The sequence below is a fragment of the Pantoea sp. X-Soil-YNGN-775 genome, assembly GCF_059730575.1.
The window spans coordinates 193094-217573 of the sequence record NZ_AP035946.1 but is presented as its reverse complement, the minus strand read 5'-3'; the positions used below and the strand labels follow the sequence as shown (position 1 = coordinate 217573).

The 24480-nt window shown below is 55.6% G+C and carries 22 protein-coding genes; 14 read left to right on the top strand and 8 right to left on the bottom strand.

Annotated features, from left to right (window positions below; translation table 11 throughout):
* Positions 1–36: 36 nt before the first annotated feature.
* Positions 37–930 (bottom strand): LysR substrate-binding domain-containing protein, encoded by an 894-nt coding sequence (locus AC6I8I_RS20880; protein WP_497820851.1) that lies wholly within the window; start codon positions 928–930, stop codon positions 37–39.
* A 227-nt stretch (positions 931–1157) separates the two neighbouring features.
* Between AC6I8I_RS20880 and AC6I8I_RS20875 the strand changes: the two genes are divergently transcribed.
* From AC6I8I_RS20875 to AC6I8I_RS20860, 4 genes are read left to right on the top strand one after another with little or no spacing between them, the layout of a single operon-like run.
* Positions 1158–2027 (top strand): transketolase, encoded by an 870-nt coding sequence (locus tag AC6I8I_RS20875; RefSeq protein WP_312053821.1) that lies wholly within the window; start codon positions 1158–1160, stop codon positions 2025–2027.
* On the top strand, positions 2024–3025 hold the full coding sequence (locus tag AC6I8I_RS20870) for a transketolase family protein (protein WP_312053819.1): 1002 nt from the start codon (positions 2024–2026) through the stop codon (positions 3023–3025). The genes AC6I8I_RS20875 and AC6I8I_RS20870 overlap by 4 nt, the downstream gene beginning before the upstream one ends.
* Before the next feature lie 10 nt (positions 3026–3035).
* On the top strand, positions 3036–3881 hold the full coding sequence (locus AC6I8I_RS20865; RefSeq protein ID WP_497828854.1) for an NAD(P)-dependent oxidoreductase: 846 nt from the start codon (positions 3036–3038) through the stop codon (positions 3879–3881).
* A 52-nt stretch (positions 3882–3933) separates the two neighbouring features.
* A complete protein-coding gene (locus AC6I8I_RS20860; protein ID WP_497828853.1) occupies positions 3934–5259 on the top strand; it encodes an MFS transporter in 1326 nt (441 codons plus the stop codon).
* Positions 5260–5700: 441 nt separating this feature from the next.
* On the opposite strand, the gene AC6I8I_RS20855 is transcribed toward AC6I8I_RS20860, so the two are convergent.
* From AC6I8I_RS20855 to AC6I8I_RS20830, 6 genes are all read right to left on the bottom strand, one after another.
* Complete coding sequence (locus tag AC6I8I_RS20855; RefSeq protein WP_312757868.1) at positions 5701–6876, bottom strand: cupin domain-containing protein; 1176 nt, start codon at positions 6874–6876, stop codon at positions 5701–5703.
* 11 nt (positions 6877–6887) lie between these two features.
* Positions 6888–7679, bottom strand: coding sequence for an HpcH/HpaI aldolase family protein (locus AC6I8I_RS20850; RefSeq protein WP_497828852.1), 792 nt, complete (start codon positions 7677–7679; stop codon positions 6888–6890).
* The gene (locus tag AC6I8I_RS20845) at positions 7666–8403 is read right to left on the bottom strand and encodes an alpha/beta fold hydrolase (protein ID WP_497828851.1); all 738 of its coding nucleotides are present in this window, start codon (positions 8401–8403) and stop codon (positions 7666–7668) included. The genes AC6I8I_RS20850 and AC6I8I_RS20845 overlap by 14 nt, the downstream gene beginning before the upstream one ends.
* Positions 8400–9164 carry an SDR family NAD(P)-dependent oxidoreductase gene (locus AC6I8I_RS20840; protein WP_497821058.1) on the bottom strand — a complete coding sequence of 255 codons (765 nt, stop codon included), beginning with the start codon at positions 9162–9164 and terminating at the stop codon, positions 8400–8402. The genes AC6I8I_RS20845 and AC6I8I_RS20840 overlap by 4 nt, the downstream gene beginning before the upstream one ends.
* A complete protein-coding gene (hisD, locus tag AC6I8I_RS20835) occupies positions 9164–10489 on the bottom strand; it encodes a histidinol dehydrogenase (RefSeq protein ID WP_312053810.1) in 1326 nt (441 codons plus the stop codon). Before hisD (AC6I8I_RS20835) ends, AC6I8I_RS20840 begins: the two co-directional genes overlap by 1 nt.
* A 70-nt stretch (positions 10490–10559) precedes the next feature.
* A complete protein-coding gene (locus AC6I8I_RS20830; protein WP_312053807.1) occupies positions 10560–11798 on the bottom strand; it encodes an MFS transporter in 1239 nt (412 codons plus the stop codon).
* Between the two features lie 299 nt (positions 11799–12097).
* On the opposite strand from AC6I8I_RS20830, the gene AC6I8I_RS20825 reads away from it, so the two are divergent.
* The 7 genes from AC6I8I_RS20825 to AC6I8I_RS20795 all read left to right on the top strand — a co-directional run bounded on the left by AC6I8I_RS20825 (position 12098) and on the right by AC6I8I_RS20795 (position 20079).
* Positions 12098–13168 (top strand): LacI family DNA-binding transcriptional regulator, encoded by a 1071-nt coding sequence (locus AC6I8I_RS20825; protein WP_497820845.1) that lies wholly within the window; start codon positions 12098–12100, stop codon positions 13166–13168.
* The gene (locus AC6I8I_RS20820) at positions 13165–14139 is read left to right on the top strand and encodes a nuclear transport factor 2 family protein (RefSeq protein WP_312053803.1); all 975 of its coding nucleotides are present in this window, start codon (positions 13165–13167) and stop codon (positions 14137–14139) included. The genes AC6I8I_RS20825 and AC6I8I_RS20820 overlap by 4 nt, the downstream gene beginning before the upstream one ends.
* 114 nt (positions 14140–14253) lie before the next feature.
* Positions 14254–15390: a nuclear transport factor 2 family protein gene (locus tag AC6I8I_RS20815; RefSeq protein WP_312053802.1), complete on the top strand. Its 1137-nt coding sequence runs from the start codon at positions 14254–14256 to the stop codon at positions 15388–15390.
* The gene (hisD, locus tag AC6I8I_RS20810; protein ID WP_312053801.1) at positions 15390–16700 is read left to right on the top strand and encodes a histidinol dehydrogenase; all 1311 of its coding nucleotides are present in this window, start codon (positions 15390–15392) and stop codon (positions 16698–16700) included. Before AC6I8I_RS20815 ends, hisD (AC6I8I_RS20810) begins: the two co-directional genes overlap by 1 nt.
* Positions 16701–16752: 52 nt before the next feature.
* Positions 16753–18066 (top strand): amidase, encoded by a 1314-nt coding sequence (locus tag AC6I8I_RS20805; RefSeq protein ID WP_312053799.1) that lies wholly within the window; start codon positions 16753–16755, stop codon positions 18064–18066.
* 507 nt (positions 18067–18573) lie between these two features.
* On the top strand, positions 18574–19275 hold the full coding sequence (locus AC6I8I_RS20800) for a glutathione S-transferase family protein (protein ID WP_312053797.1): 702 nt from the start codon (positions 18574–18576) through the stop codon (positions 19273–19275).
* Between the two features lie 240 nt (positions 19276–19515).
* On the top strand, positions 19516–20079 hold the full coding sequence (locus AC6I8I_RS20795; protein ID WP_312053795.1) for a TetR/AcrR family transcriptional regulator: 564 nt from the start codon (positions 19516–19518) through the stop codon (positions 20077–20079).
* Between the two features lie 103 nt (positions 20080–20182).
* Here AC6I8I_RS20795 and AC6I8I_RS20790 read toward each other — a convergent pair whose 3' ends face one another.
* Positions 20183–20914 carry an SDR family NAD(P)-dependent oxidoreductase gene (locus tag AC6I8I_RS20790; protein ID WP_312053794.1) on the bottom strand — a complete coding sequence of 244 codons (732 nt, stop codon included), beginning with the start codon at positions 20912–20914 and terminating at the stop codon, positions 20183–20185.
* 99 nt (positions 20915–21013) lie between these two features.
* Between AC6I8I_RS20790 and AC6I8I_RS20785 the strand changes: the two genes are divergently transcribed.
* From AC6I8I_RS20785 to AC6I8I_RS20775, 3 genes are all read left to right on the top strand, one after another.
* The gene (locus tag AC6I8I_RS20785) at positions 21014–21394 is read left to right on the top strand and encodes a winged helix-turn-helix transcriptional regulator (protein WP_069729128.1); all 381 of its coding nucleotides are present in this window, start codon (positions 21014–21016) and stop codon (positions 21392–21394) included.
* Between the two features lie 197 nt (positions 21395–21591).
* The gene (locus AC6I8I_RS20780) at positions 21592–23799 is read left to right on the top strand and encodes a DUF4401 domain-containing protein (RefSeq protein ID WP_312053791.1); all 2208 of its coding nucleotides are present in this window, start codon (positions 21592–21594) and stop codon (positions 23797–23799) included.
* On the top strand, positions 23792–24322 hold the full coding sequence (locus tag AC6I8I_RS20775) for a GDYXXLXY domain-containing protein (RefSeq protein WP_312053789.1): 531 nt from the start codon (positions 23792–23794) through the stop codon (positions 24320–24322). Before AC6I8I_RS20780 ends, AC6I8I_RS20775 begins: the two co-directional genes overlap by 8 nt.
* Positions 24323–24480 lie beyond the last annotated feature (158 nt).

The window sequence follows — 24480 nt, the reverse complement described above, 5'->3', positions numbered from 1 at the left end:
AACCTGTCTTCATCACCCGTAAAAATGTGAGCAGGATCATCTGAGCTGAGCGAGATTAAGTTCACTAAGTAGCCACGTTTTGAAGGTCTCCAGCGCAAAATGCATGTGCTGATGCTGCGGAAAAACCAGATAATGTCCGATGTAGTGGATTTCACTGGTACTGTTCACCAACGGACATACCAGCCTGCCGCTTGCAATTTCGCGTTCAGCGAGCAACTTCGATTCCAGTACAACCCCTAACCCGTCGACTGCGGCAGCAATGGCCATAAAACTGCGGTCAAAACGAAGCCCGTAATGTCGGGGCGGCTTCATATCATTCGCCTCAAACCACCCTTTCCACTGATATAACTGCACATCACACTGAATCAATGTCAGCGCATAGAGATCTTCCGGCTTCATTAGCCTTTCAGCCAGCAGTGGGGAACACAGAGGCGTAAGTTCCTCTACGGCAAGGGGAATTTTTTCATAGGGGGATGGTCGAGGTTCGCCATATACGATGTCGAGGTCGAAGTCATCCTGCTCAAAACGCGCATATTCGGTGCTGGCCGAAAGCCGCAGATCGATCTGTGGGTTCTCACGTATAAAACTGCCGAGCCGGGGTAACAGCCACTGATGAGCAAAACTCGGAGCGGTATGAAGGCGTAAAGGTCTGGATTCATCAGCCGTAACTAATGAAAGCCCCTGTTGCATTTCGTTGAACCCGCGCTGTATGTGCTCAAGCAGTATTGCCCCCTCTTTCGTTAGCGTGATTTCCCGCGTGCTGCGCTGAAAAAGCCGAACTTTTAGCAGGGTTTCCAGTTTACGAATGGCATGACTGATGGCGCTGGGCGACAGTTCCAGTTCAGCGGCTGCGAGCGCAAAAGATCCTGTCCGGCCAGCTGTTTCGAAAGTACGTAACAGGTTGAGAGGCGCTAATCGCAAAAGCGTCATTCATGAATCCTTTTCACCAGTAGTTGTATTAATTGCTTTTGTCAGCGCTGACCTGCACACCCTAAGCTCATTGCATGCCCGGACAGGCCGGGACTTGAGGTGCGCGGTCTTTTCGACTTCCGTATGAATGATGCCACCCATGCGTGAATAAGTTAGCACGCTGATTCAACATCCTCTATCCGCAAATCCTGCCTGTTATATGTTGAACGTCCTAAGAGGAGCAGTAAATGAGCACGATTGCAGAGCCCGACATCGCATCGGCTGAAGTACTTAGCAGACTGGCAAAGCATGCCTGGCGTATACGCCGCTTCGCCTTAAGAATGGGGGAAGTTCAGGGACAGGGATATATCGGCCAGGCGCTGGGTCTGGCTGACATGCTGGCAGTAGCATGGTGCCACGCTATGCGGTTCGATCCTGCTAATCCGGAATGGGAAGGACGGGATCGCTTTCTGCTGTCACACGGTCACTACGCAATCGCCCTTTACGCTGCACTGATTGAAGCCGGCGTGATCCCTGAAGAGGAGCTGGATACTTACGGCGCAGATGAGAGCCGCCTGCCGATGTCAGGCATGGCAACCTACACGCCAGGTATGGAGATGTCCGGTGGCTCGCTGGGCCAGGGACTTTCCATCGCCGTGGGTATGGCGCTGGCGCTGCGTCATAAAGGCAACTCAGCCTTTGTCTACAACTCCATGTCAGACGGTGAACTTGATGAAGGCGCAACCTGGGAAGCGGCAATGTCGGCCGCGCATCATCAACTCGCTAACCTGATCACGCTGGTCGATATTAATCAACAGCAGGCTGATGGTCCTTCGCAAAAGGTGATGGGGTTTGAGCCGCTGGCCGATAAGTGGCTGGCCTTTGGCTGGGATGTACAGCGTGTCGACGGTAACGATATCGCAGCAGTGAAAGCGGCTTTCGACCGCGCACGTCAGCTAAAAGAGCCAAAACCACGCGTCATTCTGCTGGATACGCTGATGGGGAAAGGCGTCCCATTTTTGGAAGCACGTGAGAAGAACCATTTCATCCGCGTGGATGCTGATGAGTGGCAAAAGGCCATAGCAATTCTTGATAAGGCAGAGGAGGAACGCGTATGAGCAGCGTTGCAGAAAAGAAACCCCGTTTAACCACCTCGGCCATGATTGCTTCAATCGCGGCAGAAGGACAGAAAACGGTCCCGGCTCCCTTTGGCCATGCACTCGTCAAAGCGGCGCAAAGCCGGGCAAATATAGTGGGGCTTACCGCCGATCTCTCTAAATATACTGACCTGCATATCTTCGCTCAGGCGTTTCCTGAGCGCCATTTTCAGATGGGAATGGCGGAGCAGCTGCTTATGGGCGCGGCCGGCGGCATGGCCAAAGAAGGAATGATTCCGTTTGCCACTACGTACGCCGTTTTTGCCACCCGTCGCGCATACGATTTCATTCATCAGGTCATCGCCGAGGAGAACCTTAATGTGAAAATCTGCGCGGCGCTGCCGGGTCTGACTACCGGATATGGGCCCAGCCACCAGGCCACCGAGGATATCGCGCTAATGCGCGGCATTCCTAATCTGACCATTATTGACCCCTGCGATGCTCTGGACACTGAACAGGCAGTGGCGGCTGCGGCCGATCACAACGGACCGGTCTATATGCGCCTGCTGCGTGGAAAAGTTCCGCTGGTACTGGATGAGTACCACTATCAGTTTGAACTGGGTAAAGCCAAACTGCTGCGGGATGGACGCGACGTGTTGTTCATCTCCAGCGGCATTATGACGATGCGGGCGCTGGAAACAGCAAAAGCGCTGGCCCAAGACAAGGTAGACGTTGCCGTGCTGCATGTGCCGACCATTAAGCCGCTCGATACAGCGACGATTCTGGAACAGTGCCGCCGCAGCGGTCGTCTGGTTGTAGTGATGGAAAATCACAGCGTAATAGGTGGCCTTGGCGAAGCGGTGGCGACGGCATTAGTGCGTGCGCAGGTCATGCCTGTGTTCCGTCATATCGGGTTACCTGACGAATTTCTGGCGGCTGGCGCCCTGCCCACGCTGCACGATCGCTATGGCATCTCCACCTCATCCATGGTCAGCACGATTAAAGGCTGGCTTGCCTAAGGAGCACGAAATGAACGTTGTATTTGTCGGCCTGGGCGCGATTGGGTTGCCAATGGCCTTACAGATAAAAGCAGCCGGGCATCAGGTAGAGGGTGTTGATGTCGCGGAGGCATCCAGACTGCGGGCGCGCACTCAGGGTATTGCAGCCACAGAGCGCTATGCCCTGACAGGCAAAGCTGATGTGGTGGTGGTGATGGTTGCCACACCTCAGCAGCTTGCAGCACTGGTCGAGGAGGCATTGCCGACAGTATCCGGTCAGCACTGGGTGATCATGTCAACCGTTGGCCCCGAAGCCATTATTGCAGCCGCGGAGCAGCTGCAGCGAAGCGGGGCCAGCGTGGTTGATGCGCCGGTAACCGGCGGTACAGCGCGGGCCAACACCGGTGAACTGGTGATATTTGCCGCAGGTGGCAACGATTCCCTCGACTATGTCGCCCCGATTCTCACGGCTATGGGCCGGGTGAAAACGGTGGGTCACCGGCCGGGCGATGGGCAAGGAATCAAAGTGATTAACCAGCATCTTTGCGCAGTCCACATTGTCGCCGCAGCCGAAGCGCTGAACCTCGCTCAGTCGCTTGGACTGGATCCGGCGCAGGTCTTGCCCCTGGTTGAAGGCGGCGCGGCAGGCTCCTGGATGTTATCTGACCGTGGTCCTCGTATGTTACAGGGAACCGGTGTCGAGGTGTCCAGCGCGATTAACATTTTCGTCAAAGACAGCGGTCTGGTGGCAGAAGCTGCCGCGGCATGCGAGGCAGAGGTGCCGCTGTTAAAGGTGGCTCATACCCGCTATCTGGCTGCAGCAGAAGCTGGCCTGGGGCAACGTGATGACAGCCGGGTCATTGAAACCTGGCAGTAGCCATAAGTGGTTATCCGGATCGCCCGGATAACCCATCGTAACGGGGTCAACCATGAAAACTTCCTCTGTACCTGATAATCATAAAAATAACCCGGTCAAAGTCTCTATCGCCTCCATGATTGGCTCGGCGGTTGAAAGCTACGATTTCTTTATTTACGGCACGGCAGCCGCTGCGTGGTTTGGAAAAATTTTCTTCCATACCAGCGAGCCGATTGTCGGTATTATGGCCGCCTTCGCGACACTTGCGGTGGGCTTTCTGATGCGGCCCGTCGGCGGTTATCTGGCGGGTCACTTCGGCGATCGCTATGGCCGCAAAGTTGTCCTGTTCTGGTCGCTGCTGGCCATGGGACTGGCGACAGTCCTGATTGGCGCTCTGCCGACTTATGAGCAGGCCGGTGTTCTGGCTCCCATCTTGCTGATTCTGCTACGTATGATCCAGGGCATCGGCTTTGGTGCGGAATGGGGAGGTGCAGTACTGATGGCGTTTGAGCATGCACCAGAGAGAAAACGGGGTTTTTATGGCGCTGTTCCGCAACTTGGCATACCGCTTGGCCTGCTGTTGGCTAACGGAGCTTTCCTTCTCTCTGGCGCACTGTTTGAAGGTGACTGGGTCTGGCGGGTACCGTTCCTGATATCGTTCATTATGGTCGCTATCGGTATCTTTATCCGAATGAGCGTTGCGGAATCACCCGAATTTGAAAAAGCGAAAGCGGAGAAGCGCATCGTTAAGCAACCGGCACTGGAAGTTATTCGTCGCGACTGGCGAACGATTTTGAATATCGTAGGGTTACGGCTGGCTGAAACGGGTGGTTACTATATCACCACGAGTTTTATGCTCTCCTATGTCGTCCTTGCTGAAATTACCGATACCCGTCACGTGCTATGGGGGACGCTCATCGGCTCTGCGCTTGGCCTGGGCAGTCATCTTTTATACGGCGCGCTCAGTGACAAAATTGGTCGCCGTCGGGTCTTTCTGTTTGGAGCCCTGTTCACCATAGCATTCGGTGTCCCAATGTTTATGTTGATCAACAGTGGCGCGGTGGTGCTGGTAATTACAGCGATTGCATTATCACTGCTGCTGAGTCATGACCCGATTTTCGCTGTAGAATCAAGCTGGTTTTCTGAACAATTCCCGGCCCATATACGCTCTTCCGGTATATCACTGGGTTACAACATGGCTTCTGTTGTAGCGGGTCTGTTGCCATTTATTGCCACCGGCGTTTATAGCATGGTTGGCTGGATCGGACCGGCCATTATTTTCTCTCTGCTGGGCGTTCTCTCTACCTGGTGCGCATTACGCACCCCTGAAACCGCCCCCGCCCGGCTCAGTGAGAAAAACAAAGTCGTCACCCGTGCTGTAAATCCAACCCACAGCTGATAACCCAGTAAGTTCCAACGCGCCCTTGATCGCCTGGTCAGCGCTTCAGGGGCGCATGATCGGTTGAAATTCTGGCACACTGGCAGCCGTCAGCAGTGCCGGTGACGATGTTATATCCACATTAGCGGTTTCATTCTCCCGCTGTGCGCGCCTTTGCTGACGGGATCGACCGCATTATCTGCAATTGTCGCGCCTGTGCCGTCAAGGTCCGCTTTATTTCAACGCTATCTCACGTCCGCCTGCCCTCTCAGGCGGATGATATGGTGTGGCGCTGTCAGGCTAACCTCTCGTCCGGCCGCCCGGTACGATTACCTTTTCGTCAGACGCGGTGCCAGACTCAGGTGCCGCTGAACAGATAATTATCCTTGTAAAATAGCCGGTTATAAGCCAGCGGCACGTGCAGGCAATAAAATAGCCGGAGCCACCCCGCCGGCCGGTTCATTATCCTTGCGCAAAAAGGCGCTCTATTCTGGCACCCGCACAGCGCGCAGTGACCGGCAGAATATCCAGCTTGCTGACATAGCCATCGGGATCAAGTCCGCGGTTGCGTTCTCTGGCCTGTTGCAAAATCGCCTCATCCCAGTAGAGGCGCTTGCGCTGATCGCCTTGCGTGGTAAGAATAAACTCCGCGTCGCCATCAATGGCACGGTAGCGCCGCCAGCTGTTGGCCGGCACGGATACCACCGAGCGATCAGGCGCGATGATGCTGACCTCTTCACCGTCCTGATTCCAGCTCACCTCCAGCGTACCTTTAAACACCATGATGACCTGAATGTCCGGACAAAGGTGCCGCCCTACCTGGTGGTCGTCCCGCAGGCGCAGCCACTCCACGGAAAAGCCGTGCGGCTGGACGATTGGGGGCGCGCTGTGGCGATCCTGTGAAATGCCATAGCCAATAACCGGAGCAATTTCGCCGCCGTGGCCCGGCAGAATTGCATCCAGTAACCCGTCTGACGACCACTGACGTTCTTCACCCGTGACGGCCCGCTGACGCATCTCCTCTACGGAATAATCACGCAGAGCGGCAATCTCCTCTGCGGCCAGCGGCGGCAACAGCGCCGATGTGCCGGGGTACGTATCACCCGCATTGACATCAATCAGCATATTATCCTGGCTGAGATAAAGCCCATGCTCGCTGGCGGCCGCCAGTATCGATGGGTGCCAGATAATTCCGCCGGTGTTATTGCCGCCCAGCACGGTATACACCATGCCGCAGGTATCTTCTTTACTGACGTTAGTAAAGCCGCGGAATATCCAGGTGGGAATGGTCAGGATCGCCGGCGCGCTGAACTCCGCTTCGTGCTCACCGTTCGCCCCCCAGCGAAAGCGCCAGCTGCCTTCATGCAGTAAAAATACCTCAGCAGTAAAGTGCAGATGCAGGTTATTGGTGACACCCTTCGGCATTGCCGCTGCGCCGATGTTAAACCCGTGCGGCTCGGGAATATTCACCACCTGCGAAGCAGACTGCGTGACGCCAGGCCCGATAAAGGAATAATTCTGCTTGAGATGCGAACCCGGCAGCTTGCAGTCAATAAAGGCCAGATTGCAGGAGACCATATCTTCCGGCGCGACGAGGCGGCTGCGGGCTTGTTCAGAGGTTAAGGTAATGACTTTCATATCAGCTCCTGTTAATAACCGGACGCGCCGGTAGTGGGGATGTCGTTGCCGCGGGCGATCGCGATCGCTTCGCGCGAGGCGCGGCCTAGTTGCATAACGTCGTTAGCGGGCGTGACAAAGTGAAATCCCTGCGCGATACGCTGCGCTGCCGCAGCACCGGAGGTGCAGAAGATACCGGCGATTTTGTGCTTTTCGCGACACTTGCTGACGACCCGTTCAGTCGCGGAGAGCATATCGGGATGCGCGGACTCGGCGCTGGCGGCCCCGGTCAGCGTCAGAGAGAGATCGTTTGGTCCGATAAAAACCCCATCCAGCCCGTCGGTATCCAGGATCGCATCAATGTTTGCCAGCCCCTGGCGGGTTTCGATCATTGCCAGGGTAAGGATCTCGCGATTGGCATGCTGCGGATAATCTGCTCCGCCGTAGAGCAAGCCTCGCGCAGGCCCGAAGGACCGTGTCCCCAGCGGTGGATAGCGGCAGGCCGAAACGAAACGCTGTGCCTGTTCCGGCGTTGAGATCATCGGACAGATTATTCCGTAGGCTCCCGCGTCCAGCAGCCGCATGATCTGCGCCGGGGTATCATCTGCAACCCGCACCACCGGCACAGCGGGCGTGGCCGAGAGCGCCTGTAGCATTGTCAGCGCGCTGGCAAAATCAATCATGCCGTGCTGCAAATCGACCGTCACGGCATCGTACCCCTGATGCCCGGCAATTTCGGCGCTGTAGCTGGAAGGAATAGCCAGCCAGCCATTAATCACAGGGCGCTGTTCAGCAAACGCCGTTTTAAGCTTATTTACTCGCATTGAGAGACTCCTTAATCCATTTCCTGACCGCAACGGCTGCTTTATCTGCCGCTTCGAGAACAAAAAAATGACCAGATGAACTGAGGGTTAACCAGGTGGCAGCGGGGATGCTGTCAGCCACCAGACGATGGTGCGCTGGCGTACATATCGGATCGAACTCACCGTTCAGGATGAGCACCGGACAGGCAAGAAGGCCCAGCGCATCGCGGTTATCGAGACGGCTGATCGCCATTTCGGTCTGCCGGGCAAAAGTGGCGGGATCGGTCTCCTGTGCCATCAGACAGAGCAGATCCTGTAGCTTTCGGTTACTGAGGCTGGACGGCGCAACGTACTGGTGCCAGAGCGTGGCAGCGAGCCATTCGCCATGCCCCTGCTCGCGCGCCATCCTCACCGCTGCCCGACGGCTAACGGCGTTTTCCGGACGATCCGCCAGCGGATTGACCGACAGCAAGGCCAGCCCCGCCAGCCGCTCCGGCGCATCGGCCGCGATTTGAAGCGCGACAATCGCCCCCAACGAGAATCCCGCCAGCAGAAAGCGCGGCGGCAGTATTTGCAGTAGCCGCCGGGAACAGGCTTCCGCCGACGCATCGCTGGATAAGGTCAGGCAGATTACCGCCGCAACGTTCAGCTGTGCGATCAGCGGTTGCCACAGCCGGACATTGCAGAGCGTGCCGCCAATCAGCACCAGCGGCACGTCACTGTTATCGATAAAGGGTGAAGTCATGCTGCGGTCCACCCTCCGTCCACCATCAGCGCACTACCGGTGATCATTGCCGCCGCATCCGAGGCGAGAAAGACTACCGGTCCCATTACATCTTCCACGCGTCCGAGGCGAGGCAGCTTTATGTTGCTCATTACGTAGCGACGGAAGTCTGGATCGTTCAGCGACTGGCGGGTCAGTTCGGTTTCGATAAAGGTCGGGCAGAGGGTGTTCACCCGGATCCCGGCCTCGCCAAGCTCCAGCGCCATGGCGCGCATCAGCCCTTCGAGTGCAAATTTCGAGGCGCAGTAGACGCTACGCTGCGGCCCGCCGACGTGTCCCATCTGCGATGAAATATGGATGATGGCGCCCCCCTTCTTCGCTTCACGCATGCGCCGCGCAACCTGCTGGCTGACAAAAAAAGTCGCCCGCAGGTTCAGCGCCATCGCCGCATCAAAGTTCTCGCCACTCACCTCCAGAAAGGGCTGATGGCGTGCCAGTCCGGCGCTATTGACCAGAATATCCATCACCGGCAGCAGGCTAATGGTTTCTTCCACCTGTGGTGAGGCAGTAATGTCCAGCACCAGCGAATGCAGCGTCAGTTGTTCACCGGCGGCGAGCGCAACGGCGTCCGCCAGATCGTCGGGATTGCGGGCGGCGATCCACACCTCAGCCCCGGCCTCGGCAAGTGCTACCGCGCAGGCGAAACCAAGCCCTTTCGAACCGCCGGTCACCAGCGCCCGTCTGCCGTGAAGTGAGAATGAGGGCGTATGCGGCAGCCGCATCATTTCACTTTCTCTCTGATCGGGGCTGGCGACGCATAAGGCACATCCGTCTGGCCATAGCGGCGCACGCGGATATTGGCTTGCTCGGCGTGTCCGGCAAAACCTTCCAGCAGAGAGAGGCGCGAGCAGTAGCTGCCAATTTCCGCCGTGGCCTCATCACTTAACACTTTTTGCCAGGTGCAGGTTTTCATAAATTTGCCGACCCACAGCCCGCCGGTATAACGTGCAGCTTTCTGGGTGGGCAGAGTATGGTTGGTGCCGATAACCTTATCGCCGTAGGCCACGTTAGTCCGCGGGCCAAGAAACAGCGCGCCGTAGTTAGTCATATTGGCCAGGAACCAGTCGTCACGTTCGGTCATCACCTGAACATGTTCGGAGGCGATGCGATCGGCCTGCTGCAACATCTCCTGGTAGCTGTCGCAGACGATCACTTCGCCGTAATCTTCCCAGGCGCGGCGGGCAATATCCGCAGTAGGCAGTTTTGCCAGCAGTCGCTCAACCTCCCGCAGGGTCTGTCTGGCGAGCCGTTCAGAGTTGGTTAACAGAATGGCCGGCGTGGTGACGCCGTGTTCAGCCTGTCCGAGCAGGTCAGTGGCGCACATTTCAGCGTCGACGCTTTCATCGGCAATCACCAGCGTTTCGGTGGGTCCGGCAAACAGGTCGATGCCAACCCGGCCAAACAGCTGTCGTTTAGCTTCCGCCACAAAAGCGTTACCAGGCCCCACCAGCATATCCACCGGGGCGAGCGTATCGGTGCCAAGCGCCATCGCGCCGATGGCCTGAATGCCGCCGAGCGCATAAATTTCCGTGGCGCCCGCCATCTTCTGGGCAGCGACAATCGCCGGTGCCGGTTGCCCGTTAAAGGGCGGCGCGCAGCTGATAATGCGCGAGCAGCCCGCAACGTTGGCGGTGATGATCGACATATGCGCCGAGGCCAGTAGCGGATATTTCCCTCCCGGCACATAACAGCCTACGGCATTGATGGGAATATTTTTATGTCCGAGAATTACGCCGGGGCGGGTCTCCACTTCCAGATCCAGCAGACAGGCTTTTTGCTGCCGGGCGAAATTAAACACCTGCTCCTGCGCAAATTCGATATCCGCAATATCCTGGCGGCTGAGCTGTTTAATACAGTGCGAAATTTCAGCCTCGCTCAGACGATAATCCTGACGATCGTAACCATCAAATTTAATGGCTAATTCACGAATCGCTTTATTCCCGCGCTGTTCAATATCCGCCAGAATAAGTTCAACCGTTTCTCTAATCTGGCGTTGAGATTGCTGGCGTTCCTGCATGGGTTTACTGGTTTTTAAAAATTGTGGCATCGGGTACTCCTGTTAAATGGCAATGAGACTTCCTCCCGGCAAACCGGGATTAAATACTTAGCTGTAGAGATTACTGGTCGCGTACTGAAGCGAATTGCCCGTTAGCGGATAATTCAGAGGACCGGTTTACCTGACGGTTATTCACCCAGCGCACCGAGAGCGGCGTAATAACGACGGCAATAATGGAAAGCGCGGCAATCAGAAAATAGCCGGACGACAGATTAACGTGTTGCAGCATGACGCCCATCATTACCGGACCAATAAACATGCCGAGCGAATAAATGGTCTGAAACAGCCCCATACGGGTGGACTGCTCATCCGGAGTGGTATTTATCACGCTGAGTGACATAAATGCGGCAAAGGCCATACCAAAGGAGAAACCCGCCAGCGCCTGCAGGGCATAGATAAGATACATATTATCGGTAAAGGGAATGCCGAGCGTGGAAAGTACCTGCAAAATAATCCCCACCACGGCCGTTTTCATTACGCCCAGACGGCGGTAAAAAACCGCGCTGCACAACGCGATAGCCAGCGCATAGAAGATCAGATGGATATTGCTTAACAGCGACAGAATCCCTGCCCTGGCACCCAGCTTTTCGGCATAAATGGGCGTCAGGGTATCGCGGGTGGCGAACGGCACCAGAATAACAATGGTCGCCAGAATACCAATCATCCACACCGAGCGATCGCTAAGCTGTTTACGCGCACCGCTGATACACGCCCTGAGCGTGGGAGCCTGGACCGAATCGTGTGCGTCGCTAATTCGGGTGGTCAGGATCAGCGCCAGTAAGCCGGAGACACAGGAGAGCAGAAAGGCAATGTTGTTATCAAAATAGTGGATTAATAAACCGCCAATGCAATTGCCAATAAACACGCCAACCGGTCCTGCCAGCGCCAGTAGTGCGACGGCAGCCGGGGCCTCTTTACGATCAAAGTAGCGAATAAACAGAATGTTATACAAAACCCAGGTTGCAGCAGTGACGCCATCCGCTGCTTTCGCCAGATAGAGCGTGACCGCATTTGGCTCCAGCCAGGCCAGAGGCCAGGTAAATACCGGTAACAACAGGGTAATTTGAATAAAAATTTTGCGGCTTTTTACCACATCCGAAATGATCCCCAGCGGAAAACGGATCAGCAGCGTCGCGAGCCCACTTGCCCCCATGATAATACCCATCACCTGCGGTTCTATGCCCTGCGCCAGCATCATGGGAGCGAGAAAGGCGTCAATACTGTGAATACAGATAAAAAATAAAATGCTGATGATAAAAAACAGCCGGGCTTCAGGTCGGCGGAGTAGTGCTCGGAACATGGTCTGAACCTCTGAAAATTAATGGTTTTTAACCAATCAAGAACGGCATTACCGGCGCTTCCCTCTGGTTGTCACTCCATTTGCACGGTATCGTTGACGGCATGAAACGGCATGAATACGTATTCAAAATTTAAGTTACGAAAAGGTTTCATGTTTGTAAAGTGACCTGATTAACATTGTTCAAAAATTAATTTTGCTGGTTGCATACGCATGCAAAGATGGTGTAAGTATAAAAAACGCCCTCTTTCTGACGGCGGCATCAGTACGACAGGAAGCGCCCAGCAGGAGGAAGCGGGATCATGAAACGAAAGAGTTTTGCAGCAGTCACCTCGCAGCAGGTGGCACAGCTGGCAGGCGTATCACAGTCAGCGGTATCACGCAGCTTTACGCCTGGAGCCAGTATCTCTCCGGCGACCCGTGAAAAAGTGCTCAAGGCTGCCCGGGAGCTGGGTTACCGCCCAAACGCCATTGCCCGCTCGCTGAACACCGCCCGCTCGCGCATCATCGGCGTAGTGATCTCCTATTTCGATAATCAGTTCTATCCCCAGGTGCTGGAAGCGCTGGCGCAGAAACTGGATACCCTCAATTACCACCTGCTGCTGTTTGTTGGCGACCGGGAGGGCAATGTCGATCGGATTTTCGATCAGATCATGCAATACCGGGTCGATGGCATTGTGCTGGCGTCGGTCACGCTGTCGCTGGATCTCTCCGAAGAGTGCCTGGCGGCAGGCATACCGGTGGTGCTGTTTAACCGTAGTCAGGAAAACGGCATGACCTCGAGCGTGAACAGCAATAATGAAGCGGCAGCGCGGCAGATTGCTGAGTTTCTGATGGCCGGAGAACACCAGCGTTACGCCTACGTCGGCGGCGCTGCCGACTCTTCAGTGAACATCATCCGTCAGCATGGCTACCTGACGGCACTGCAGGAGCAAGGCATTAACGATGTTCAGGTGGTTAATGGAAACTATGATACGAAGCAAACCATACGTGCTGCCTATCGCCTGTTTTCAGCGCCATCGGTGCCCGATGCCATCTTCGTCGCCAACGATCATATGGCGATCACGGTGATGGACGTTGCCCGTTACGAATTCGGCCTGCAAATTCCTCAGGACGTGTCGGTGATCGGTTACGACGACACGGGTCCCTCCGGCTGGCCTTCATATGCCCTGACCTCGGTATCACAGCCGGTTCAGGAGATGGTGGAAGCAGCTATTGAACTGCTGATGAAGCAAATAGAAAGCGGCATTATTGAACCCGAGCAGATTATCGTACCGGGCATGCTGATAGTACGCCACTCGGCCCGACGACCACTGAGCGGCATCATCGAAAAAGAGGGTGTATCCCTGTTTCAGCCTCAGGAGTTCAAATGAACAGATTACCTGGCTTCAGCCCCCAGTTTGACTCTATCCAGCAGTTTATTACCACGCTGACTCACGTCGTCTGGGAAGAAAAGGATATTGGTCAGCTGGCTGATTTTTATGCTACGCCGGTGGTATTTATTACGCCGGAAAAACAGCTGACCGATTTGTCGCAGTTTATGCGCCATACCCTGGAAGCGATGTACAGTTTTCCGCAGCGCAGCGTATTGACTGAGGATATTCTCTACACGCAAACGACAGACAGCGATTATTACGTTTCACAGCGAACCGTGGCCTCTATTCGCCACCAGGGTGAAGGCTTTTTCGGTGCCCCAACCGGCAAGAGCGTCTGGGTTCGCACCTGGGCCGATCGCATCTGCGCGGACGGTGCGATACGTCAGGAGTGGCTGTTGCAGGATCGCGCGGCAATACTGGCACAACTGGGGCTAAACGTGCGTGATTTTGCCTTGAGCCTGAACAGCGCCCGTGATCAACTGGGACTGGAAAACGCATCCGCCGAAGTGCTTGACGCACGCTGGGCTGGTGGCCCTGAAGGCGATGATGTTGAAGGCCCCATTTCGGGGGTAATTGAACGCTACCTGACGATGTGGGCAGGGGGTAACAGCGGTATCGTGCCCGGTTTATACCATCCGGCCGCCACCTTATATGCGCCCGGCCACTGTACAGGAACCGGCGAGGCGGAAATCAGCGCCCTGCTCTCGGGCTACCGCGCCTCGTTTGCCGACAGCGAAACCCAGCTTCATCATTTAACTGTGCGTAAAGATGCTAATGAGCCTGTCCGTATTTCTTTGCGCTGGTCATTGTTAACCTGGCATGACGGCTACGGTAAATTTGGCGCGCCAACCCGCAAGCCCATTTCTATTACCGGTATCAGCCAGCTTGAATTACGCGATGGATTAATTATTCGCGAATATCTTGGCATCGATGAATTAGCTATCTGGTCACAAATCGTTAATCAATAAAGCCCGACGTTAATTATTCGCCGCAATTTATTTTGCGGCAATGCTCTCTCCTTATTTTAAGGGGCAGAGATCTTATTGTCTGAAAATACTCTGTACATCAATGCGGGAGGTCGCATGTCTTCAACTGAAGTAACAAATAAAGCCCCAGCAACAGCCGAAAAAAATAAATCTCAACGTGACGATCCGGTATTACAGATTGAACGGCGAGACTTTATCGATTTAGTGCCGGAGAAACGCCCGCGCGCGCAATCTTTAAGAGGTTTTGATGAGTGCTATACGGATATTGTTGATTACATTGTTCGCTGCACCCACAAAATATGGGATGAACGCGACGTGGGATTAATTTATACCCACTATACCCATAACTGCGTGCTTTATAACGCGCTGGGAACGCTTTATACCCGTGAAGACGTGGTGCAGGACACGTTGAAAAGACTGGTGGCTTTCCCCGAACGGCGTGGCATGGCAACTCAGGTGATCTGGAACGGAAATGACGTTGATGGCTTTTATACCTCGCATCTGGTGACCGGCAGCGGACGTCATACCCAGTTCAGCCACCTTGGTCAGCCCACCAACCGCACTTTTGTCACGCGCACCGTAGCCGACTGCATGATCCATGAGAATAAGATTTATCGCGAGTGGGTGGTCAGCGACAACATGTCACTGATGAAGCAGCTGGGGCTGAATACCGCCGAAATCGCCTTCGGCATGGCGAAAGAGCAATTTGATAAAGGCTTCCGCGTCACTGATATCGGTGAGAACGGGCGCATGCTGGGGCAATATCCGCCCGAGATGGCGTGCGACATCTCCATCGCGCATACCGATACCGAGGAGCAGTGCCTGCGCTGGATGCACGAGATTTATAACCGCCGGATGCTGGGCAAAATTAAACAGGTTTATGCCCCCAACGTGCAGTACCACGGCCCGCTGATGAAAGAACTGTATGGCGTGGCATCGGTGACGCATCAGACGCTGGCGCTGATCGGCATGATCCCGGACGGCGCATGGCTGCCGCAGCATATCTGCTCGACGCCGTGCGATGAAGGCGGCGTGAAGGTGGCGATCCGCTGGATTATGGAAGGCCATCACCTGGGCTATGGCGAGCTTGGCAAACCGACCGGAGAACGTCTGTTCGTGATGGGGATGTCGCACTATCACATCGTGAACGGCAGAATTATTGATGAGTGGACGCTTTACGATCACCTGGCGCTGCTGGCACAAATTAATCTTGGTCAGATGGAGAAAGCATAATGTCTGCGGCAACGATTGTTAACCAGGTCAGCTGGATTAAACGCCCGCTGGGGCAGGATGAGAAAGCCGACCGTTCCCTGACCGACACCGTCAGCGGCATCATTGCGCGGGTCAGACAGGAAGGGGACGCGGCGCTCAGGGATTTTTCACAGCAGTTTGATAAGGTGGTGCCGCAGCAGTTTGAAGTCAGCGCCACTGAAATTGAACAGGCGCTGGCCGGTCTGGATCCGCAGACCCGCCGCGACAGTGAATTTGCCATTTCCCAGGTCCGCCGCTTTGCCCAGGCGCAGTTCGCCACGATGCTGCCTCTGGAAGTCGAGACGCTTCCGGGCGTGCACCTTGGGCACCGCATTATTCCCGTGCAGACGGTAGGCTGCTACGTGCCGGGCGGACGCTACCCGATTCTTTCCGCGCCGGTGATGTCGATTGTGCCGGCTACGGTTGCGGGCTGTGAGCAGATTATCGCCTGTCTGCCACCGGGCGCGCATCCGGCAATGATCGCCATCTGCCACCTCGCAGGCGCACATCGCATTTTTAAAGTAGGCGGCGCGCAGGCCATCGCCGCCATGGCCTGGGGAACGGAGAGCGTTCCGGCGGTGGATAAAATTGTCGGTCCCGGCAACGCCTTTGTGAACGAGGCGAAGCGCCAGGTCTTTGGGAAAGTGGGGATTGATGCGCTTGCCGGGCCAAGCGAGATCTTCACCGTGGCGGATGAGAGCGCCGATCCGCGCATTCTGGCCGCCGACTTGCTGGCGCAGGCGGAGCATGACATCCATACCCGCGTCGGGCTGGCGACCACCAGCAGCGAGATCGCCGAGCGTACCCTTGCCGAGATCGAGCGCCAGCTGGGCAACCTGCCGACCGCCGCCACGGCGGGAGAAGCCTGGCGTCGTCAGGGCGAAATCGTGGTCTGCGAAACGGAAGAACAGTTGGTCGCCTTTGCCGACTATATCGCTACCGAACATTTGCAGGTGCATACCCGCGATCCGCACGCCACCGCATCAAAGATCCGCAACTATGGTTCGCTGTTTATCGGCCAGAATGCCAGCGTGGTGTTCTCAGATAAATGCTGCGGAACGAACCATACGCTGCCGACCATGGCGGCGGCTCGCTACACCGGCGGACTGTGGGTCGGCGCGTATGTAAAAGTCTGTACCCATCAGTGGATTGATGAACAGGGGATCCCGGCCATCGCCGAGCCGGCCATCCGTCAGAGCCGCACCGAGGGCATGCAGGCCCACCGTCGTGCGGCCGAGATCCGCCTGCGCCCGCAGGATATCGACGGCATTACCGCAGGCACGCGGGATTAGCTGATGACCGAGGCAGGCCTGGTCTGCCTCATTTTTTCCAGGAACTCACTCTATGCGCGCAATGCGTCTTATACCGCCTCAGGACTGTCGCGACGAGATTGCCCGGCGGCTGCAGGCGATGGCAGATCAGCATCACCTCAATGCAATTATTGGCGTTAATGCCGCCGCGATGAGGCTGGCTGAACAATATCAGCACCAAAGGCGGCGCGGTAATATTCTGGGCCCGCTGCACGGCATCCCGATAATTATAAAAGACAATATCGCATGTGCCTCTCTGCCAATAACACTCGGCTGCAAAGGGCTGAGCACAGTAAGAGCGGCATCCAACGCGCGGGTCATTCAACGCCTGCGTGCTGCGGGGGCGATTATTCTCGCCAGAGCGAATATGTCTGAGTTTGCTTTTGACGTTCGATCGCGCAGCTCGATTGGCGGTGATGTGCTTAATCCGTTGCAATTGACGGTGACGGCGGGTGGATCAAGCGGCGGCTGTGCCGCTGCCGTCGCTGCCGGTATGGCCGACGCGGCACTGGGTACCGACACGGGCGGTTCAATCCGCATTCCCTGTAGTTACACCGGCCTGGTGGGGTTACGCCCTGCCTTCCGGCGCAGCATGCTTGAGGGCGTAGCACCCTTATCCATCAGTAAAGATACCGTCGGTCCGATGACCCACAGCGTAAGGGATGCGGCGATTCTGCACGCGATTATACATGGCATCCAGCCGGATAAACCTGAAGCCGTGGGTTTGCGTTCAGTACGCCTTGGTGTCATTCGTGCGCTGGAAGGCGAAGATCCGGCTCAGCTTACAACCTGGTACCAGGCGCTGGACCAGCTCCGGATGGCGGGTGCAACGATAGTTGAGGTGGATCTGCCCATTCTGACAGAGGTTGAATCTCAGCAGTGTCTGAGCCTGTATGAATTTCAGGTGGCGATTAATCATTGGTTGAAGCTGCAGCAAAACGGGCCAGCCAGTCTGCAAGCGATCATCGCCTCCGGTGACTATCTGCCTGAATACCTATCGCTGCTGGAACAGATGCTTAAATGGCAAAGTCTGAAAACACCAGAATGGCTGAATGGCCGTCGCTTTGTGCGCAGGTTAAATCTGAATCTAAACTGCAGCGCAGAGCACTATCGTATAGATGCCTTTCTCTATCCTACCGTCGCCAGACAACCGGTAAGTCTTGAAAAAATGCCACCGGGCTGCGCTCCTGAGCTGGCAGCGATTAGCGGATTGCCTGCCATCACGCTGCCCTGTGGTAACACCGGCAAGGGGTTACCGGTTGGTATGGAGTTACTCGCCAAAACGCGGGATGAGCATTTTTTACTCTCATTAGCACTGGCATGTGAAACCGTTTTACAGCAGATATAACTGCAATTTTGCCTCTGCAACGGAGAGAGGCGCGGTCGGCAATGAATACACTGACGGTAATCCCGGGGCCAGAATCAGAACGCTTGCGTTGCTCATTGAAGAGTGTGCGTCGGCATCAGGTCAGGCTGTTTTATTCAGACAGGCTTCGGTCAGAGCGTTGGCCTTCGCCAAAGAGCGAAGCCGATTCTGTATTGCTGCGATATCGTCAGGCTGGCCCGGCTGGCTTTGGGTTCGTACCGCAGTGAGTCGCCAGCAATGCGACATTGCACTGCACCTGAACAGTCATTTTCATTCGATCTTACCGGTAATGTGCATCGCCCGGCCGTTCCACCTCATTCCCCTCACCTTCAGCTGTGCAGACGCTGAGATAGCGTATTAACCGGGACGGCAGAGAAAATATTTACCTAACAAGTGTTAGATAGGTGTTGACGCAGGTCAAATCGCCCGCTAAGGTTTATCTACCTAACGTTAGTTAGGCAACCCAGCCACCAACCTAAAGGATCGACCATGACAACTAAACTTCAGCTTTTCACTTCGCCTTCAGCCTTTCCGAATCCACAGCGTCTGCGTCTGTTCATGCACGAAAAGGGCATCGCTGACCAGTTTGCCGAGACCATCTATGACATGTCGCCGGTCGGTGAACAGCGTGGCTGGCGTCATCTGAATATGAACCCGTGGGGTGAAACGCCTACCCTTCAACTGGCTGACGGTAGCTATATTTCCGAAACGGCTGCCATCGTGCGTTATCTTGATCAGGAGTATCCCGGTCGCAAGATCATGGGAGAGACCGCACTGGAACAGGGGCTGGATAATATGTGGGATAACCGGGTATGGGTGCACATCCTGTACCGCATCGTTACCGCGTTCCACGTGTTGCACACCGGACTCGGCTTCAAGCTGGAACTGACCAAAAATGAGGCCTGGGGCGAACACTGCCGCAAGGAAGCGCTGGCTCACGCCGCCCTGGTCAATCGTCATCTGTCAGACGGCCGCGAATGGCTGCTCGGCGGCGATGCCCCGACCTTCTCGGACATTACGCTGGCAACCGCCATCGCCTTCTCGAAATTCCCGGTCAATGCCACGCCACTGGACGAGCGTTTTGAGTTCCTGGATGCGTACTGGCAGCGCTGGACAAAACGTCCTGCTTTCCAGGCAGCCTACGCCGATCGCAGCAGCGGCATTCCTGAGCTGGATTCGCCAGCCCGGTAATAGCTTCTCAATGAAAACGCCGGTACGCCGGGATCGCCATCCTTTAACTTTCCCGGTGACCGTAGCGACTCAGTTGGCTGGCGATGCCGCCAGCTGAATCATGATGGAACGGCTTAAGCCTGCGCGCCCTGATCACATGAACGCACTGCTCCACTGACAATCTACCTGTCACACGTTAGGTGTTTGCTGTAAAATGGCCTTCTTTATTGAACAGAACGTCGCAGGACGAAAGGTACCAGGATGAGCGTCAATTCTAAGGAAGCCATTTTGTTGGCGGCCAAAAAAATTGCCCAATCGCACGGCTACAATGGTTTGAATTTCCGCGACCTCGCGGAAGCTGTTGGTATCAAAGCGGCGAGTATTTACTACCATTTTCCCAGCAAGGCCGATCTGGGTATTGCCGTTGCCAGACGCTATTGGGAGGACGGTGCGCTCGCACTCGAGATGATCGAATCAGAAAGCCCATCTCCGATTGACGCGCTGCGTCGCTTTCCTGAAATCTTCCGCAGATCGCTTGAGGCCGACAATCGTCTCTGCCTAGGCAGTTTCATGGGCGCTGAAACTGATACTTTACCGATTGAAATGACGAAAGAAATTCAGAAATTTGCTGAAGTAAACATTGCATGGCTCAGTAAGCTTCTGGTGGCTGCGAAGGTGTGCGAATCCAGTGAGAGTGAATCCAGAGCACGGGCAATTTTCGCCGCTATTGTCGGTGCCCAGCTTTTTGCCAGAAGTCGCTCGGATATCTCGCTTTTCGATGCGCTGGTCGATTCATATCGCGCGTCCGGGCCTCTGCCTGCCTAGCCACTGACAGCGACCCGCTTTGGCGAAAGATAAAACCGGGTAATAGCCCGGTTCGTCTCTCATTCAGCCTTTCTCTGGTGTTAGTAAAACTGAACGTCATTGATCATACTTGGGTCATGCCACCATCCACACAGATTTCTGCTCCGGCTATATAACTGCTTTCATCGCTTGCGAGGAATAGTGCAGCACTGGCAACTTCTTCAGGCCTGCCCATTCTTGATAACGGAATGGTGCTGATTATCCCATTACGTAGCTCTTCAGAGGCCGCAAGCATCATTTCCGTATCGATGGGGCCAGGGGCGACAACATTTATTCGAATGCCACGGGCGGAGAGTTCTTTTGTCCATGTGCGGGCAAAAGAACGAAGAGCTGCTTTACTGGCGCCATATACGCCATATCCCGGCGTGCCAATCACATCGGCAATCGACCCGATCAAAACGACGCTCGCGCCCTTCTTCATCAGGGGAAGTGCAGCCTGCATAGCAAAAAGCGGTGAACGCACATTCAGGCCGAAAATAGCATCAAAATGTGCCGGGGTGACGTCATCAATCGTCGAGTATTCCGCCATTCCGGCATTGATGACCAGCACATCTATCTGGCCAGACTCTGCCCTGATTACATCAACTATCCGTGTCAGTTCGCTTACCTGGCTGACATCAGCACGAACGGGCCTGGCGGTGCCCTTTATGGTGTGGCTGGCTGCTTCCAACTCTTCATTTCGGCGCGAGGTCAGCCAGGTCGTTGCACCTTCACTGGCAAATCGCTGGCTGATAGCCAGACCAATGCCTTTTGCTCCGCCGAGTATCAGGGCAACTTTATTCTCTAATCTACGCATCTGCTCACTCCTGTCGGGATGGAAAACAGATGATATAATTTTTATACTTAATAACAATTACGCACTTTGTTTATATCAGGTATCGAGGAATATATCGCTATGGCTCAAATTGAGAGTAATGACCTGACAGAAATAGGAAAAACCCGACCGGTGCTGGAGAACATCACCAATAAATGGTCAATTTTAATTCTCACCGTACTTTGTAGTGAACCCGTGCGCTTCAATGAACTTCGTCGCCGACTGGATGGGATTACGCACAAAGCCTTGTCTGATGCGCTTAAGCGGCTTGAGCGCAATGGATTGGTGCATCGAAAGGTACTGCCGACTTCGCCGGTGAGTGTGGAGTACAGTCTTACATCACTGGCACAGACGCTTCAGGAGCCTTTTAGTGCGCTGTATGGATGGGCACTAAAACATGGTGCGGAAATGGAGCAGGCTCAGTTGCGGTATGATTCCCGGCATGCAGAAGAGGTTTGCTGAATCATCCTGCGATCCGGGTCCACCCGTCGCCTTTGATTGACGCTGTTATGTCCGCGAAAAGATGATTAAATTTATTCAGCAAACTTATCCGCGGCTCTGCCGCTCAGCAGAGCGTTACTCACCGAGACGCGGATTGATCGCAGGGAAGACCCGTCGTTAACATTAAAAGTAACTCCGCAAACAGAGGCAGGGAAAGTATGAGGGAGATTGCACCCGAGGGCATAACCGGTATGCCGTCACGCACGGCAGAGTATCTTTGCCGTCAGACTGCACGCCAGGTGAAAGGAGGGAGCCTGACCCCGGAGACCTGTCAGCGTATTTATGCTTTTTGTGGTGTCAGACCGTCAGAGACTCAATGGCGTCAGTTTCTTATCCCGGTTCTTTGCTGTCTGGGACTACTTTCACTGGTTGCCGGATCGGTGTTCTTTGTTGCCTGGAACTGGGCATGGCTGCCGAAGATAGCGAAATTTGCGCTGGCCGAACTGCTGATCGTCGCGCTGGCGGTGGTGGTCTGGTGGCGCTGGTACAGCACGCTGGCACGCAGCGCATTGCTGGCAGCAGGGTTAAGTTTCGGCGCCCTGTTTGCGCTGTATGGGCAGATTTATCAGACCGGGGCTGACAGCTGGGAACTATTCCGGGCCTGGTTATGCGTTCTTCTGCCGCTGGCGCTGATTGCCCGGCAAAACAGCCTGTGGTTTTGCAGCTGGCTGGTCGCTAACCTGGCGTTCCAGCTCTATTACACCACGATGCCGACCTCACTGCTGGATCTCGCCGTGTCTGACAGCTTCACCCGACTCCCGACGGCGGTGCTTCACGGATATCTGGCGCTGCTGGCAGCCTGCCTGATTGTCAGGGAAGCGCTGGCCTGGCGGGCGATAGCGCATCATCCTGAGAGCTGGCTGGCAAGTCGCTGGTTCTCACGGGTGATGGCAGGATTTTTACTGCTGCTGCTGACCACCATCGTGGCCGGGAACATCGCTGACTGGGACGGTGCCAACCCCTTTACTTATATCACGGTCGGCTGGGTAATCACCCTGCTGGCAGGTTATTACCTGTACCGTTACCGCTATCAGGATCTCTGCATGCTGACGCTGGGCATCGCCAGTCTGACCGTTGTTGGTTGTGCGCTAATCATGCGGTTATTTCTTTACGCCTACGATACCGGTGATCTGTTTTTGACCGGTGCCCTGATGGCATTCTGGTTAGCGGTAAATGGTTCGATCCTGCTGAAGTGGCAGCGCAAACTGGTTGAAGAGGAGCCGATCGATCGGGTTCCGGCCAGGCTGACCTTACTGACAGACACGTTGCGACAGCAGGGTTTGCTAAGCGCCTCGCAGGTTGAGGAAATTCAGCAACGCGATCACGCGTCCGACTTGCCCTGGTATCTGAGGCTGGTGCTAAGCGTCGGTGGCTGGATCGCAGCGATCATCATTCTGTTACTGCTGGTACTGCTGCTCTATACCGCTGACTTACTCGACCAACCGAATGCCGCCACTCTTATTCTCCCCTCGCTGCTGCTCGCCGTCATTGCGCGCGGCCTGCTGCGCAGTCAGCGTGACGGTAAACATCACCTCGGGCTGGCATGGGCAATTGCGGCGACCTGCGGGCTGATATCCGGCGTTCTGCTGCAAATCCACAGCAATGACGTCAGCTTCCTTATGCTCAGTTCACTGTGTGCGGTGCCGATCCTGGCCGCGATGGCGGTGGCTATGCCCGACCGCACTTATCGATTTATGGCCATCACTGCCCTGACCTTTTTTCTGGTGCTGGCGGGCCATTCTCTGGCCCGGCTGTATCTGTCGCCGACGGCTGGCCGCCTTGCTGTTTGCGCAGTGGTGGCGGCAATAACGTGTTGGTGGCTGTGGATCGTCAGTCATCAACTGAGGTTACAGGCAGGGCCGTATGCTGACGCGGTACATCCCCTGCTGTATGGCATCCCGGCTGGTCTGATGTTGCTAAGTCTCCTCGGGATAAACGCGGCGTATCTCACGGAGTTCATCTGGTCAACTGCGCAGTTGACTACGCTTCAGTCTGCGACAGGCACAGGGATCGCGGCAGGCTTAGTGCTGAGTGCACTCAGTCAGAAAAGGAACGGCCAGCCGCTGTTTTCGATTATCACACTGCCCGCCGCCCTTCTCTGCGGGGCTGTCGCCCTCTATGCACCGGGTATTGGACTGGGCCTGTGGTTGATACTGATGGCGCGTTATCAGGGGAGTCTGGGATTACTGGTGGTCAGTGGCGGGTTCATGGTGCTGTATGTCATTGGCTGGTATTACTTCCTGGCGGTTACTCTGCTGCAAAAATCCCTGCTGCTAATGGTCGGTGGTCTGGTTTTGCTGGGGCTGGTTTGGGGAGTCAAAAAAGTGTTACCCGCACCGATCGGAGGTGCCAGTGAGAATGCGTAAACAGAGCCGATGGCTGGCAGGCGCAGTGATAGCGCTGGCGCTGGCGGCCGTCAATGTCAGCATCTGGCAAAAAGAGCAGTTGCTGAAACAGGGCGCGGTCATGATTTTACCCCTTGCGCCGGCTGACCCGCGCTCCCTGATGCAGGGTGATTACATGGCGCTGAATTATGCCCTGACCCGGTCTCTGGAACTGAGGTTGTACCAGCAGGCTGAGACCTGCGGCGCGACTCTGTCAGCGCCCTGCCTGCCCACCAGCGGGACGCTGATTGTTGACCTCGATGCGCAGCGTCATGCGACTGAGGCCCGGTTTGATCACGGTGAGCCTCTGCAGGCGAATCAGTTACGGGTGAAATACCATCAACATTCTGGCTCGCTGACCGTCGGCACCAACGCCTGGTTCTTTCAGGAAGGCCATGGCGAGCGTTTCGCGCAGGCACGTTACGGGGCATTCCGCGTCGGGAGCGATGGCACGGCACTCCTGACCGATCTGCTTGATGAGCAGGGTAAAGCGATTCAGCCTTAACTATGCCCGACGCTCGCTGACCTGCCACAAACTTCTCTGACAGGCGGCTTTAAGATCCTTCCTGCCAGGATGCACGTCGCGGATCGCCACCAAGCCCTTGCTGGTCTGTGGAACCGGTTATCGATCATCGCCTTAGCGCTGATATTTACTAAGGGGCT

Bases quoted from the DNA above. Each gene is read 5' to 3' on its own strand.
- AC6I8I_RS20865 (WP_497828854.1), top strand. From the start codon at position 3,036: ATGAACGTTGTATTTGTCGGCCTGGGCGCGATTGGGTTGCCAATGGCC.
- AC6I8I_RS20795 (WP_312053795.1), top strand. From the start codon at position 19,516: ATGAGCGTCAATTCTAAGGAAGCCATTTTGTTGGCGGCCAAAAAAATT.
- AC6I8I_RS20790 (WP_312053794.1), bottom strand. From the start codon at position 20,914: ATGCGTAGATTAGAGAATAAAGTTGCCCTGATACTCGGCGGAGCAAAA.
- AC6I8I_RS20830 (WP_312053807.1), bottom strand. From the start codon at position 11,798: ATGTTCCGAGCACTACTCCGCCGACCTGAAGCCCGGCTGTTTTTTATC.
- AC6I8I_RS20805 (WP_312053799.1), top strand. From the start codon at position 16,753: ATGCGCGCAATGCGTCTTATACCGCCTCAGGACTGTCGCGACGAGATT.
- AC6I8I_RS20860 (WP_497828853.1), top strand. From the start codon at position 3,934: ATGAAAACTTCCTCTGTACCTGATAATCATAAAAATAACCCGGTCAAA.
- AC6I8I_RS20815 (WP_312053802.1), top strand. From the start codon at position 14,254: ATGTCTTCAACTGAAGTAACAAATAAAGCCCCAGCAACAGCCGAAAAA.
- hisD (WP_312053810.1), bottom strand. From the start codon at position 10,489: ATGCCACAATTTTTAAAAACCAGTAAACCCATGCAGGAACGCCAGCAA.
- AC6I8I_RS20775 (WP_312053789.1), top strand. From the start codon at position 23,792: ATGCGTAAACAGAGCCGATGGCTGGCAGGCGCAGTGATAGCGCTGGCG.
- hisD (WP_312053801.1), top strand. From the start codon at position 15,390: ATGTCTGCGGCAACGATTGTTAACCAGGTCAGCTGGATTAAACGCCCG.
- AC6I8I_RS20875 (WP_312053821.1), top strand. From the start codon at position 1,158: ATGAGCACGATTGCAGAGCCCGACATCGCATCGGCTGAAGTACTTAGC.
- AC6I8I_RS20825 (WP_497820845.1), top strand. From the start codon at position 12,098: ATGAAACGAAAGAGTTTTGCAGCAGTCACCTCGCAGCAGGTGGCACAG.
- AC6I8I_RS20820 (WP_312053803.1), top strand. From the start codon at position 13,165: ATGAACAGATTACCTGGCTTCAGCCCCCAGTTTGACTCTATCCAGCAG.
- AC6I8I_RS20785 (WP_069729128.1), top strand. From the start codon at position 21,014: ATGGCTCAAATTGAGAGTAATGACCTGACAGAAATAGGAAAAACCCGA.
- AC6I8I_RS20870 (WP_312053819.1), top strand. From the start codon at position 2,024: ATGAGCAGCGTTGCAGAAAAGAAACCCCGTTTAACCACCTCGGCCATG.
- AC6I8I_RS20855 (WP_312757868.1), bottom strand. From the start codon at position 6,876: ATGAAAGTCATTACCTTAACCTCTGAACAAGCCCGCAGCCGCCTCGTC.
- AC6I8I_RS20880 (WP_497820851.1), bottom strand. From the start codon at position 930: ATGACGCTTTTGCGATTAGCGCCTCTCAACCTGTTACGTACTTTCGAA.
- AC6I8I_RS20850 (WP_497828852.1), bottom strand. From the start codon at position 7,679: ATGCGAGTAAATAAGCTTAAAACGGCGTTTGCTGAACAGCGCCCTGTG.
- AC6I8I_RS20840 (WP_497821058.1), bottom strand. From the start codon at position 9,164: ATGCGGCTGCCGCATACGCCCTCATTCTCACTTCACGGCAGACGGGCG.
- AC6I8I_RS20780 (WP_312053791.1), top strand. From the start codon at position 21,592: ATGAGGGAGATTGCACCCGAGGGCATAACCGGTATGCCGTCACGCACG.
- AC6I8I_RS20845 (WP_497828851.1), bottom strand. From the start codon at position 8,403: ATGACTTCACCCTTTATCGATAACAGTGACGTGCCGCTGGTGCTGATT.
- AC6I8I_RS20800 (WP_312053797.1), top strand. From the start codon at position 18,574: ATGACAACTAAACTTCAGCTTTTCACTTCGCCTTCAGCCTTTCCGAAT.